Genomic DNA, 13,026 nt, shown 5'->3' on the forward strand with positions numbered 1-13,026 from the left:
CCCCTCCTAGCGCCATGTTTTCTTGCGTTTCCAGCGTTTTTCGCCGCGCTGGCCCTCTTCCTGATGGCCGAGGTAGAACGATTTGATGTCTTCGCTTTCCATCAGACGATCAGCCGATCCATCCATCACGATGCGGCCGATCTCCATCACGTAGCCGACATCCGCCAGATCAAGCGCGATGCGCGCATTCTGCTCCACCAGCATCATGGTCACATGCTCTTCGGTGTTGAGACGGCGCAGGATGGCAAAGATTTCCTGTACCAGCAAAGGCGACAACCCCAGGCTTGGCTCGTCCAGCAGCATGATCTGAGGCCGCAGCATTAATCCGCGCCCGATTGCCAGCATCTGCTGCTGGCCACCCGACAGCGTGCCTGCCTCCTGATCCCGACGTTCCGCCAGAATGGGGAAATAGTCAAAGACCATTTCGCGGTCGCGCTCGATCTCAGCCTTGTCACCGCGGGTATAAGCCCCCAGGCTGAGGTTTTCGTTCACCGTCAGCAATGGAAAGACCTCGCGGCCTTCGGGGACATGCACAATACCCTGCCCCACGATCCGATGTGGCTCTTGGCCCTGAATGGGCTGACCGTTGAACAGGACTTCACCCTTTTCAGGATCCATGATGCCCGAAATGGTTTTCAACAGCGTCGATTTCCCGGCGCCATTTGCACCCAGAACAGTCACGATCTGGCCGCGGTCCACTTTCAGCGAAACACCCCGGATCGCCATGATCGGCCCGTAAAAGCTTTCGAGGTTTTTGATTTCCAGCAAGGGTTCAGCCATTATACCGCCCCCGCGCCAAGATAGGCTTCAATGACGGCCGGATTGGCCTGCACCTCTGCCGGGGTGCCCTCGGCCAGTTTGGCGCCATCCGCCAGGGCCAGAACCCGGTCAGACACGCCTGACACCAGCCCCATGTCATGTTCCACCATCAGCACCGTGATCCCCATCTGTTTGCGGATGTCGTCGATCCACCAGCGCATGTCCTGCGTTTCTTCAACCGAAAGCCCCGAGGCGGGTTCATCCAGCAGCAGCAGGCGCGGCTTTGACGCCAGAGCCCGGCCCAGTTCGACCACCTTGCGCACCCCGTAGGGCAGCCCGGCAATCATCTTGTTGCGATAGGGTTGCAGGTCGAGAAAATCGATCACCTCTTCAACCGCTTCGCGATGGCGTTCTTCCTCGCGCCGCACCCGCGGCGTAAAGAACATCTCCTCCAACAGTGTTGTCTTGCGATGACGATGACGCCCGACCAGAAGGTTTTGCAAAACCGTAGCGTGGTCGAACAACTCGATGTTCTGAAAGGTCCGCGCGATACCCAGGTCGGCGACCTGATCCGCATCCCGCTCCAGCAGGTTATTGCCATCAAAGGTGAACGTGCCTGCATAGGGCTCATAGAACCGCGATATCAGGTTGAAGGCGGTGGATTTGCCGGCTCCGTTTGGGCCGACGATGGCATAGACCTCGCCTTCCTCAACCGAGAAGCTGAGATCATTCACAGCCACCACGCCGCCGAACTTGAGCGTGGCATTTTTGATTTCCAAAAGGCTCATCTCAGGCGCTCCGTCTTCAGGTAGGATTTCTGGCGGCGGAACATGTCCTTGCGCGCGAATGGGAACAGCTCGAACCAAGTGCGGATCTTGAGCCATCGCCCGTAGATGCCCATCGGTTCAAACAGGATGAACAGTATCAGGATCATGCCAAAGACGCCGGTCTCAAGCCCCGGAATGGCGACGCCACTGCCCACGACATTGTCCTTCAGGATCGAAAGTGCCTGCGGCAGGAAGGCAACGACGATGGCACCGAAAAAGGCCCCATGGATAGAACCCAGCCCGCCGATCACGATCATCATCAACAAGGTAATCGAGATCACCAACGAAAACGTCTCGTTGTTGAAAGTGCCGGCATAGTAGCCCATCAGGGCCCCTGCCCAGCCGGTGATCATGCACGACAGCCCAAAGGCCTTGCCCTTGGTGCGCGCGATGTGCACGCCCATGGCCGTGGCAGATACCTCGCTGTCGCGCACCGCCGCAAAGGCACGCCCCAAAGGAGACCGCAGCAGATTGCGATAAAACAGCGTGCAGATGATGGTCACAACCAACACCAGGTAGTAAAATCGCCCCGGCATGGTCCAACGCTCGATCTCAAAGCCAAAGATGGAGATCATTTCCGGGAACTTACCAGAAACGCCGCCGCTCCACGGCTCGGTTAGCACGATGATATCATCGGCCAGAACCGACAGGGCAATGGTGGCAATCGCCAGGTAGATGCCGTGCAGCCGCAGCACCGGAATGGCAATCAACAGACCAACAAAGCCAGTGATGATCCCCGCCAGCGGAAACGCGATGATAAAGGGCACGCCTTGTTCGATCAGGATGGTATTGGCATAGCAGCCAATCGCCAGAAAGGCCGCATGTCCAAGGCTTGCCTGACCGGTCTGCCCGGTCAGCAACATCAGGCCCAGCCCGGCGATGGCCCAGATCAACACGTTGGTGACCTCACCCAGATAGAATTCATCCAGCAGATAAGGCAGCGCAAAGGCCAGCACCATCAGTGCGCCATAAACCATGAAGGTCCAGCGATCAGGAAACAGGCGAATGTCGTGTTGGTAGGATGTTTTGAAGTGTATCCGCATCTGCTCAAACCTTCTTCACGCGCACCTGGCTGAACAGCCCGTGGGGTCTAAATACCAACACGGCCAGCAACAGGGCATAGGGCGCAATTTGTGAATATCCGGCAGCAAAGTACCGCGCGGCAAAGGGTTCAATCACCCCGACGATCAGACCACCCGCAAGGGCGCCCGGCAGTGACCCGAAGCCACCGATGACAGCCGCAGCAAAGGCCTTGATGCCCAGAAGGCCCGCATTGGGATCAATCGCGCCTTTCGAGGCAAACAGGATCCCGGCAACAGCGGCGGTCGCCCCGGACAGGCCCCAGATCAAGCCCTGCACCCGTTTGACAGGGATCCCCATGAAATAGGCCGCCATCTGGTTCTGGCTTGCGGCCTGCATCGCCAGCCCCAGTTTGGTGCGCTGAAAGAACTGATACAGAAACCAGGTCAGCAGGAACGTGACCACGATGACGGCCACATCGGCCATGCCAAGAACCACGCCGCCAATGTGCAAATCCCCCAAGGCGAGCGGGCTTTCCAGTGTCTGTGGCTCGTGCCCCCAGATCAGCCCTGCCACAAAGCGCAGCACGAAACCCATGGCAATCGTCAGGATCACCACTGCCGTCTGGTTTTGCCCAAACAGATGACGCAGCACAAACAGATCCAGCAGATAGCCGAACACTGCCATGATCGAAATCGTCAGCGGTGCCGCGATCCAGAATGGCAGATGCATATATTCCGCATTGGTAAGGCCGAGGCTGACGAAGGCCCCGATCATCATGAAATCACCTTGGGCGAAATTCACCGCCTCGGTGGCCTTGTAGATCAGCACGAACCCAAGCGCGATCAGGCCGTAGACACAGCCATTCGCTAGCCCACTGACCAAGAGCTGCAATACTTCCAAATTTTCCTCCCCCCGCTCCTAAAGAACGGTTCCTTGCCCTGTCTTCTCCGGGCTTCTGCGCCTTTTTGGCGGATCTCCACGCTGCCTCCTCAAGCGGTGGAACCCTTGGCGTCTAAAAACAGACTAATGAGTATGTTTTTGACCTGTCAATCTATGAGACCCAGCGTCAAATGGGCAAAAACAGCCTATTTTTTACGCCTCTGGCCTCCTAGGCTGAGTAAAGGTCCGGGTGTGGGATCTCACCGCTATGCGGTCTCAAGTCATGTGAAATTCAACCACAGATACGTTGCGTACCTCCTGTCTGGCCAAAGCTTCGCAGAGAATCCCGCACCTTTGCCCTTGGCGCTGCTGCGGGGTGTGCACCGGCCCCAGACAGCCTGCCACGGGCATTGCAACATCCCCCCGGAAGCTGCTAGGCGCACAAAAATCAATCCGAATACGCGGGTCCCTCATCATGTTTGAACAGATCAGCACGTCCAAAAGTGAAATCCTTGATGCAGCGGCCTACTGCTTCATGGCGCTTGGGGCGGAAACCGCATCTGTCGATGATATTGCCCACCGCCTGGGATCGACCAAGGGACGGATATATCACCATTTTCCTTCCAAAGGTGCTTTGCTGTCAGCGGTACAGCTGCGGGCAGCCGGCTTTACCCACTGCGCAGTTGAAGCTGTGATTGATCCCAGCCTGCCGGCGATCGAGGCCCTGGAGAAGATGTCGCGCAGCCATGTCTACGCGGTGCTCGATTCGCTGCCCTATCACAAAGTAATTCTGCAGACCTACACAGGGGCCCGCGCCAAGGCCGTCACCGAGGTTGAGCGCGCTCTGCAATGTAAGGTTCGCGATGGGCAGCGCCAGTACGAGGATCTGTTTCGCGCCGAAGTCGCCCGTGGCATAACCGAAGGCAGCCTTGCCACCCGCAACATAACCGTGGCCGTTTCCGGCCTTTTGCTGATTCTCAACTCACCCGTTTTTTGGTTCCGCCCCGAGCGTGGCGCCTCAAAAACCTTTGTCGACACCATTGCCCGAGATGTCACCAGCATGGCCTTGGCCAGCCTGCGCGCTTGAGCCTAGTCACCTGGCGGTGTCCAACCGGTGTCTCAGGGCGGCGAAATACGGCCCGTATCACCAGCTCCCTCTCTCCGATGACAATGCTGGCGCAGACAGGCGCAGAACCGCGCACCAAGAGCAGAGAGCTGGTGCTCACTGCGAATGCATAAGCCGACCGGCCCCAACGTGCTTTGTGTATTGATTGCCAGCTCTCGCATAAGCCCCGCCTCCAGATCCGCGTGTACGACCCCGGCGCTGATAAACCAGATCGCCTGGTGGTTCAGCACAAAGCGGCGCCCAAAAGTCGCCGATACCGTCTCGACCGGCGATTGCGGTGCCACAAGCCCCTGCTCCAGAAACATGTGCTCAACCAGCGGGCGGATGATCGCCCCCTGTGAAGGCATCAGCACCGGATAGGTTTGCAACGCCTCCTGCGGCAGATGCGCCTGCCTCACAAGCGGATGATCTGCCGCCACTACCACGGCAACGCGTTCGTGAAACAATGGTTCAAAATCGATGCCAGCCATCAGATCCGGTGCAGGCAGTCGCCCCACCACAAGGTCCAGCACACCGCGACGCAGCTGATCCAGCAAATAGCGGTTGTCGCCGGTCGTGACAGAAAAGCGACTGTGACTGCGGCCCGCGCCCAGCTCTGCCAGCGCATCGGGCACCAGGGTCGCTGAAACCGTGGGCAGCGCCCCGATTGATAGCTTCGGCCCTTCTTCTGCATCCAACCCCTGCAGCATCGCCACCCCATCCCGCGCCAGCGCCAGACTGCGCCCGGCGTGATCGCGAAACATCTCACCATAGGAGGACAGGCGAATACCGCGACCATGGCGCTCCACCAGGGGTTTGCCACAGACCGCCTCCAGCTCTCGAATTGCACGGGTCACTGCAGGCTGTGTCATGCCCAACGCTTCGCCCGCCAAGGTGACGCTACCTTGACGAGCGACCTCGACAAAGACTTCAAGGTGGCGCAGTTTCAAGTGATCCGAGAGACGCATATCAATTCCGCAATGCAAACATGTGTATTTCCGCATTATACAGTTCATTTTCGATATGCGATACTCTTCCTGCCCCCGTTGCTAGACACGCAGCCAGACACGAGGACCCGGATGGACAACAACAGATATGATCAGGGCATGGCCACACGTCGCGCCGTTTTGGGGGATGCCCATGTGGATCGCGCCGAGGCCGCCAAGACCGATATGGATCTCGCGTTTCAGGGGCTGATCACCGAAGGCGCCTGGGGCACGGTTTGGTCCTCGGATGGCATCGCGCAGCGGGAACGCTCGATGCTGACGCTGGCGCTGCTGGCAGCTCTGGGGAATTTCGACGAAATCCCGATGCATATTCGTGCCACTGCCCGTACCGGTGCCAGCAAGCAGGATGTGATCGAGGCCTTTCAGCATGTCGCAATCTATGCCGGGGTGCCCCGTGCCAACCACGCGCTGAAGCTTGCCAAACAGACCTATGCCGAAATGGAGGCCGAGAACTCCACCGCCAAAGCCTGAACCATTGCCCAGCAGCTCCCGATAATAAGGACGCCACAGATGTCAAAACCAACCAAAAGTCAGGGTGATTTCTACCAGCGCGACCGCCGCTGGCATCCCCCGGCCCTGGATCGCAACTACAAGACCTCGGTGGCGCGTTCACCACAATTTCCGCTGATCAGCCTGGAAAACACCCCCAGCGAGATCACCGGCCCGACCTTTGGCCACAATGATATCGCCGCGACCGACAACGACCTTTTGAACAATTTCGCCAGCCCTGGCGAAAGCCCCATTGGCGAGCGCATCATCGTGCATGGTCGAGTTCTGGATGAAAATGCGCGGCCTGTGCCCAATACCCTGGTCGAGATCTGGCAGGCCAATGCCTCGGGCCGCTATCGTCACAAGAAGGACAAATACCTTGGGGCGATTGATCCCAATTTTGGTGGCTGCGGCCGCACCATGACGGATGAGGATGGCTACTACTATTTCCGCACCGTAAAACCCGGCGCCTATCCCTGGCGCAACTGGGTCAATGACTGGCGCCCGGCACATATCCATGTTTCGGTCTTTGGCACAGGCTTTGCCCAGCGCCTGATCACCCAGCTCTATTTCGAAGGTGATCCGCTGATCGCGCGCTGTCCCATCGTACAATCCATTCCTGACCCCGAGGCCGTTGAGCAGCTCGTTGCCCGCTTGGACCTGAATGCTACCATCCCGCTGGACACCATTGCCTATAAATTCGACATCGTGCTGCGTGGCCGCCGCTCAACCCTGTTTGAAAACCGTCTGGAGGGAAACTGATATGGTTCAGAAGCTGAATTTCCTGAAAGAAACCCCTTCGCAGACCGCTGGCCCCTATGTACATATCGGACTTGCCCCCGGCGCTGCCGGGTTTGAGATCTATGATCAGGAACTTGGCCATGACATTGCAGGCCCCAATGCTGCCGGTGAACGCATCCGCGTCGAAGGCCTGGTCATCGACGGTATCGGATCCCCGGTCAAAGACGTACTGCTGGAGGCCTGGCAGGCCAATGCAAACGGTGTTTACGCCCACCCCGAACATGCGGGCCCTGATCATACGCATACGGTCGACGAGGGCTTTCGCGGCTGGGGCCGCGTCATTACCGATTTTGACAGTGGCGAATGGGCTTTTGACACCGTGAAACCCGGCCCTGTAATGGGCCGCAATGGTCAGATGATGGCCCCACATATCAACCTGTGGATTGTGGCGCGCGGCATTAATGTCGGGCTCAACACCCGGATCTATTTTGAAGATGAGGCAGAAGCCAATACCGCAGACCCCATCATCAATCTCATCGAATGGGAAAAGCGTCGGGCCACTTTGATTGCAAAGCGGGACATGCGCGACGGCAAAGTGGTATATCGGTTCGACATCCGCCTGCAGGGCGAAGACGAAACCGTGTTTTTTGATATCTGAGGGTAAAAGCATGAGCACCACCAGCCAGGGCAAACCCTGCATCATCTGCGTCGCCATCACCGGGTCCGTGCCGCGCAAGGAACATAACCCCGCAGTGCCGGTCAGTATTGCCGAACAGATTGAAAGCACACAGGAAGCCTTTGAAGCCGGAGCCAGCATCGCCCATTGTCATGTGCGCAACGCAGATCAGACGCCGACCTCCGATCCAGAGCGGTTTGCCCTGTTGCAGGAAGGGCTGCACAAGCACTGCCCCGGCATGATCGTGCAACTGTCTACGGGTGGGCGCTCGGGTGCCGGGCAGGAACGCGGCGGTATGCTGTCGCTGCGCCCTGATATGGCCTCGCTTTCGGTTGGGTCGAATAACTTCCCCACGCGGGTCTATGAAAACCCACCAGAGCTGGTCGACTGGCTGGCCAGTGAGATGCGCCAATATGAGGTCAAGCCCGAGATCGAAGCCTTTGATCTGTCCCACATCCATCAGGCGGTAAAAATGAACCGCGATGGCCGCATTGCAGGCAAGCTTTATGTGCAGTTTGTCATGGGTGTCAAAAATGCCATGCCGGTCGATCGCGAGACTTTTGATTTCTATATCAAAACAGTGAAACGACTGGCACCTGAGGCCGAATGGTGCGGTGCCGGTATTGGCCCCGGTCAGATCCAGATCAATGAATGGGCTATCGCTGCAGGCGGTCACACCCGCACGGGACTTGAGGACAATCTACGTCTGGATCGTGAAACGCTGGCGCCCTCCAACGCGGCCCTGGTGCAGCGGGCTGTGGATCTTTGTGACAAATACGAACGCCCAGTCGCCAGCTGGCCGCAGGCGCGCGACATTCTGGGCCTGCGCCCAGCCAACTGACCAGATGCCGAAGCCGATCACGCAAACTTTCGGGAGCAGGCGTTTTCACCTGCTCTCGTTTCAATGTCTTCAGGCTTAAACCTCTAGTGGCGGCCTCTAGTCTTTTTCCCTAATCACTGCCCCAAATCGCCGCACTGTCCCGACAGATCCTTGAGGATCGGACAATCCGGGCGATTATCTCCCGCGCAGCAATGGACCAGTTCTGTCAGCGTGTCCCGCATTGCCTGCAGGTCGGCGATCTTGGTTTCGATCTTGCTCAGATGTTCCTGCGCCAGCTGCTTTACATCTCCGCTGGCCCGACTCTCGTCCTCATAAAGCGCCATCAGCATGCGACAGTCTTCGATAGTAAAGCCCAGTGCCCGGGCCCGCCCCAGAAAGGCGAGCTTGTGCAGATCCGCCTCGGCAAAACAGCGATAGCCATTTTCGCTGCGATGCGGTTTGATCAGGCCGATATCCTCGTAGTAGCGGATGGTCTTGGCCGGCAAGCCCGAGCGGGTAGAAACGTCACCGATATTCATGCGGACCTCTGGTTGCGCCGTCTTATTCGGCAGGGCTGTGAATGGGCAGCGCAGGGGATTGCACTGTGTCCCCCTCATCTATGCCGGATTTCAGCCGATGCAAGCGCAGAGCATTGCTCAGCACAAAGACGCTCGACAGGGCCATGGCGCCAGCCGCCAGCGCGGGCGACAGCAATGGCCCGCCAAATGGATACAAGACACCCGCCGCCACCGGCACCAAAAGGATGTTGTAGCCAAAGGCCCAGCCGAGGTTCTGTCGGATATTGCGCATGGTTGCCCGGCTGATGGTCAGCGCATCAAGCGTGCGGCGCAGATCGCCTGATACCAGCACCACATCCGCAGCCTCGATTGCAACGTCAGTGCCGGTTCCAATGGCAATGCCCACATCGGCAGCAGCCAGAGCGGGTGCATCATTCAGCCCATCGCCGACAAAGGCCAATTTGCCATACTGCGTCTGCAGATCCTGCAGCGCAGCCACCTTGTCACCCGGCAGACAGTCTGCCCGAACAGCATCGATGCCCAGCCGTGCCGCAATCGCTTGCGCTGTGCCGGTGGCGTCGCCCGTGATCATCGCCACTTTTAGCCCCTGCGCCTGAAGGGCTCGGATCGCCGCTGGCGTGTCTGGCTTGACAGGATCAGCGACCGACAGCAGCGCCGCAGTCGCGCCATTGATGGCAGCATAAAACGGCGTCTCGCCCTCGGACGCCCAAAGATCAGCCTGCGCCTTGAACGTATCGCAAGCGATCCCCTCGCTCTGCATCAAGCGTTCAGCCCCCACCAGAACCTCCCGCCCCTCGACCATGGCCCGCAGCCCGTACCCTGGGATGGCTTCAACCTTTTCGGCTTTGGGCAGGCCTTTCCCAGCCGCCGCGACCAACGCCTTGGCGATGGGGTGTTCAGACTGGGCCTCTGCCGCGCCGATCAAACGCAAAACAGCTTCACGCTCAAATCCTTCGGCAGCTTGGAAATTGGTCAGGGCTGGGTGGCCCTCGGTCAGGGTGCCGGTCTTGTCCAATGCGACGACCTGCACCTCTTCGAGGCGTTGCAGCGCGTCGCCTTTGCGAAATAGAACGCCCAGTTGCGCCGCGCGGCCAATGCCCACCATGATCGAGGTCGGCGTGGCCAGCCCCATGGCGCAGGGACAGGCAATGATCAGCACCGAAACCCCGGCAACCAGTGCCAGCGGCAAGGCAGGCGCCGGTCCCAACAGCAGCCAGGCCAACACCGTTAGTACTGCGGCCAGCATCACCGCGGGCACAAACCACAGCGTGATCCGGTCAACCAGCCCCTGCACCGGCAGCTTGGCCCCCTGTGCTTGTTCCACCATCTGGATGATCTGCGCCAAGGCCGTGTCGCGCCCCACATGGGTCACCCGAAACTCCAGCACGCCCGCACCATTGACGGTCCCGGCAGAGACCCGCGCGCCTGCGGCCTTGCTCACCGGCACAGGTTCACCGCTCAACATGCTTTCATCAACATAGGAGCTGCCCGAGATCACCTCTCCGTCCAGAGCAAACCGCGCGCCGGGACGCACCCGGATCAGATCTCCGGCGGCGATATCGTCCACCGGTGTTTCTATTACCGCATCGCCGCTGATGACTTCAGCTGTTTTCGGCTGCAGCCCGGCCAGTTTGCGAATGGCGGCCCCCGTGCGCCCCTTGGCACGGGCTTCCAGCAGGCGCCCCGTCAAGATCAGCACCACAATCACCGCTGCAGCCTCGTAGTAGACATTGGCAGTGCCCGTCGGCAGCAGCCCAGGCGCAAAGGTGGAGATCACCGAAAACCCATAGGCCGCTGCCGTGCCCAGCGCTACCAGCGCATTCATATCCGGCGCCAGCCGCCATAGCGCTGGAAGGCCCTTGCTGTAAAACTGCCGCCCCGGCCCGAACAGCACCAAGGAGGTCAACAGAAACTGGATCAAATAGCTGGTCTGATGGCCGATATTGGCCATCACCCAATGATGCATCGCGGGCACCATATGGCTGCCCATCTCGATGATGAACACCGGCAGCGTCAGGACAGCCGCGATCAAAACCTGACGCGACAGGGTTTTGATCTCATCTGCCTTGCGCTGACTGGCCTCGGCGCTTGCATCGGCCTCTGTTCCGCGCAAGCGCGCCGGATAGCCCGCCTGGGTGCTGGCGGCGATCAGATCAGCAGCGCGGCTGGCGCCGGTCAGATAGCTGACCTGCGCGCTCTCGCGCGCAAGATTGACATCCGCCGTCACAACACCCGGTACACGGCGCAATGCGGCCTCGACGCGACCAACGCAGGAAGCGCAGCTCAACCCGTCGATATCGAGATCCAGATGTGACAGCGCCGCCGGGTAGCCAGCCTGTTGCAGAGCATCGGTCAAGTCAGACAGTGGCACATCCTGCGCCAAATCGACCTGGCCTTTGGCACTGGCCAGATTGACAGATGAAGTCTGCACACCCGGCACAGCCGCCAGGGCGCGTTCAGCCCGTCCGGCACAGCCCGCACAGTTGAGACCGGTGATTTGCAGTGAAAGATGGCGCTGTTCCATGGTGAAACCCCAGAGATCGTCTTTGTCTGTGGTCGGATATGGGGCTTCCAGCGAGGGGAAGGTCAAGCCCGCAGTGTACAAAAGCCCAACAAAAATTCTGCCGAAACTTTGGATAGGCTGTGCCTAACTCAGGCCGCAAGGAGCGCCCTGAATTGGCTGGAATGCGTCATTATACGTCGGTTTTGAGCCCTGCGCGAAATCTTGGAAAAGTTAGAGGGTAAGCCAAGACTTGCCTGATCACTTTGGCGAATGTAACGCTAGGCAAACCACACCCGGACCGCGCGTTTTTGTGACACCATGTCTTGGGATGTGAACTGGATTTTTCGGGGATCTTTTGCCCAGTTGGCGACAAGAACTCCATCAACAGAACGAAGGACCGCAAATCATGATGCGCACACGTGCAGCCGTTGCAGTTGCTCCGGGCAAGCCGCTCGAAGTGATGGAAGTGAACCTTGAAGGCCCCAAGGCCGGCGAAGTTCTGGTGGAAATCAAGGCGACTGGCCTGTGCCACACCGATGAATTCACCCGCTCGGGCGATGACCCCGAAGGCATCTTTCCAGCAATCCTGGGGCACGAGGGTGCGGGCATTGTTATCGAAGTCGGCGAAGGCGTCACCAGCCTGGAAGTGGGCGATCACGTGATCCCGCTTTACACGCCGGAATGCCGCGAATGCGAATATTGCCTCAATCCCAAAACCAACCTCTGCCAGTCGATCCGCTCGACCCAGGGAGCTGGCCTTTTGCCCGACGGCTCCACCCGATTTTCGATGCTGGATGGCACGCCAATCCATCACTACATGGGCTGCTCGACCTTTGCCAACCACACCGTGGTGCCGGAAATCGCCCTGGCCAAAGTGCGCAAGGACGCGCCCTTTGACAAGATCTGCTACATCGGTTGTGGCGTCACCACCGGCATCGGTGCTGTGATCAACACCGCCAAGGTCGAAATCGGCTCCACCGCCATCGTCTTTGGTCTGGGAGGCATTGGTCTGAACGTGATCCAGGGGCTGAAACTGGCCGGTGCCGATCAGGTTGTCGGTGTCGATCTCAACCCCGGCAAAGTTGAGATGGCCACACATTTTGGCATGACCCATTTTGTGAACCCCGCCGAAGTCGAGGGCGATCTGGTCGCGCATCTGGTTGAGATCACTGGCGGCGGTGCGGATTACACCTTTGACGCCACCGGCAACGTCAACGTCATGCGCACAGCCCTTGAGGCCGCGCACAAGGGCTGGGGCGAGAGCATCATCATCGGCGTCGCCCCTGCTGGTGCTGAAATCTCCACCCGCCCCTTCCAGCTGGTCACAGGTCGCAGCTGGCGCGGCACCGCCTTTGGTGGCGCTTCGGGTCGCACGGATGTGCCCAAGATCGTCGACTGGTACATGGACGGCAAGATCGAGATCGATCCAATGATCACACACAAGCTGACACTGGATCAGATCAATGAAGGCTTTGAGCTAATGCACGAAGGCAAATCGATCCGCGCCGTGGTCGAATTCTAAAGCCACGCATCAAAAAAACCATCTAAAAGGCGCAGCTCCGAGTCCCGGAGACTGCGCCTTTTCTTTGATACCGCGGTCTGCAAATACGGCAATCCTCTTGCTCCCAGACACATATTTTTGCGCGCGACAAAAGGCT

At 59.0% G+C, this 13,026-nt stretch carries 13 protein-coding genes; 6 read left to right on the forward strand and 7 right to left on the reverse strand.

Annotated elements, in window-relative coordinates; all coding sequences use genetic code 11:
- Window positions 1–6 precede the first annotated feature (6 nt).
- From PH5382_RS14860 to PH5382_RS14875, 4 genes are read right to left on the reverse strand one after another with little or no spacing between them, the layout of a single operon-like run.
- On the reverse strand, window positions 7–780 hold the full coding sequence (locus tag PH5382_RS14860) for an ABC transporter ATP-binding protein (protein ID WP_058335185.1): 774 nt from the start codon (window positions 778–780) through the stop codon (window positions 7–9).
- Window positions 780–1,547 carry an ABC transporter ATP-binding protein gene (locus PH5382_RS14865; protein ID WP_058335186.1) on the reverse strand — a complete coding sequence of 256 codons (768 nt, stop codon included), beginning with the start codon at window positions 1,545–1,547 and terminating at the stop codon, window positions 780–782. Before PH5382_RS14865 ends, PH5382_RS14860 begins: the two co-directional genes overlap by 1 nt.
- Window positions 1,544–2,629: a branched-chain amino acid ABC transporter permease gene (locus PH5382_RS14870; RefSeq protein ID WP_058335187.1), complete on the reverse strand. Its 1,086-nt coding sequence runs from the start codon at window positions 2,627–2,629 to the stop codon at window positions 1,544–1,546. Before PH5382_RS14870 ends, PH5382_RS14865 begins: the two co-directional genes overlap by 4 nt.
- 4 nt (window positions 2,630–2,633) lie before the next feature.
- Window positions 2,634–3,509 (reverse strand): branched-chain amino acid ABC transporter permease, encoded by an 876-nt coding sequence (locus PH5382_RS14875; RefSeq protein WP_058335188.1) that lies wholly within the window; start codon window positions 3,507–3,509, stop codon window positions 2,634–2,636.
- A 454-nt stretch (window positions 3,510–3,963) separates the two neighbouring features.
- Between PH5382_RS14875 and PH5382_RS14880 the strand changes: the two genes are divergently transcribed.
- On the forward strand, window positions 3,964–4,575 hold the full coding sequence (locus tag PH5382_RS14880; protein WP_058335189.1) for a TetR/AcrR family transcriptional regulator: 612 nt from the start codon (window positions 3,964–3,966) through the stop codon (window positions 4,573–4,575).
- Window positions 4,576–4,607: 32 nt separating this feature from the next.
- On the opposite strand, the gene pcaQ is transcribed toward PH5382_RS14880, so the two are convergent.
- Window positions 4,608–5,561, reverse strand: a complete 954-nt coding sequence (pcaQ, locus tag PH5382_RS14885) for a pca operon transcription factor PcaQ (protein ID WP_058335190.1) — start codon at window positions 5,559–5,561, stop codon at window positions 4,608–4,610.
- A 111-nt stretch (window positions 5,562–5,672) separates the two neighbouring features.
- Here pcaQ and pcaC point away from each other — a divergent pair, with 111 nt between their 5' ends.
- The 4 genes from pcaC to PH5382_RS14905 are packed head-to-tail and all read left to right on the forward strand — an operon-like array spanning window position 5,673 to window position 8,347.
- Window positions 5,673–6,071 carry a 4-carboxymuconolactone decarboxylase gene (gene pcaC / locus PH5382_RS14890; protein ID WP_058335191.1) on the forward strand — a complete coding sequence of 133 codons (399 nt, stop codon included), beginning with the start codon at window positions 5,673–5,675 and terminating at the stop codon, window positions 6,069–6,071.
- A gap of 39 nt (window positions 6,072–6,110) precedes the next feature.
- The gene (gene pcaH / locus PH5382_RS14895) at window positions 6,111–6,851 is read left to right on the forward strand and encodes a protocatechuate 3,4-dioxygenase subunit beta (protein WP_058335192.1); all 741 of its coding nucleotides are present in this window, start codon (window positions 6,111–6,113) and stop codon (window positions 6,849–6,851) included.
- A 1-nt stretch (window position 6,852) separates the two neighbouring features.
- Window positions 6,853–7,488 (forward strand): protocatechuate 3,4-dioxygenase subunit alpha, encoded by a 636-nt coding sequence (gene pcaG / locus PH5382_RS14900; RefSeq protein WP_058335193.1) that lies wholly within the window; start codon window positions 6,853–6,855, stop codon window positions 7,486–7,488.
- Window positions 7,489–7,498: 10 nt separating this feature from the next.
- Window positions 7,499–8,347 carry a 3-oxoadipate:acetyl-CoA acetyltransferase gene (locus tag PH5382_RS14905; RefSeq protein ID WP_058335194.1) on the forward strand — a complete coding sequence of 283 codons (849 nt, stop codon included), beginning with the start codon at window positions 7,499–7,501 and terminating at the stop codon, window positions 8,345–8,347.
- Between the two features lie 113 nt (window positions 8,348–8,460).
- Here PH5382_RS14905 and cueR read toward each other — a convergent pair whose 3' ends face one another.
- Together cueR and PH5382_RS14915 are read right to left on the reverse strand one after the other, a co-directional pair.
- The gene (gene cueR / locus PH5382_RS14910) at window positions 8,461–8,865 is read right to left on the reverse strand and encodes a Cu(I)-responsive transcriptional regulator (RefSeq protein WP_058335195.1); all 405 of its coding nucleotides are present in this window, start codon (window positions 8,863–8,865) and stop codon (window positions 8,461–8,463) included.
- Between the two features lie 22 nt (window positions 8,866–8,887).
- Window positions 8,888–11,389, reverse strand: a complete 2,502-nt coding sequence (locus PH5382_RS14915) for a heavy metal translocating P-type ATPase (RefSeq protein ID WP_058335227.1) — start codon at window positions 11,387–11,389, stop codon at window positions 8,888–8,890.
- 388 nt (window positions 11,390–11,777) lie between these two features.
- On the opposite strand from PH5382_RS14915, the gene PH5382_RS14920 reads away from it, so the two are divergent.
- Window positions 11,778–12,890 carry an S-(hydroxymethyl)glutathione dehydrogenase/class III alcohol dehydrogenase gene (locus tag PH5382_RS14920; RefSeq protein ID WP_058335196.1) on the forward strand — a complete coding sequence of 371 codons (1,113 nt, stop codon included), beginning with the start codon at window positions 11,778–11,780 and terminating at the stop codon, window positions 12,888–12,890.
- The last annotated feature ends 136 nt before the right edge of the window (window positions 12,891–13,026 follow it).

The sequence above is a fragment of the Phaeobacter sp. CECT 5382 genome (assembly GCF_001457775.1).
Taxonomy (GTDB): domain Bacteria; phylum Pseudomonadota; class Alphaproteobacteria; order Rhodobacterales; family Rhodobacteraceae; genus Pseudophaeobacter.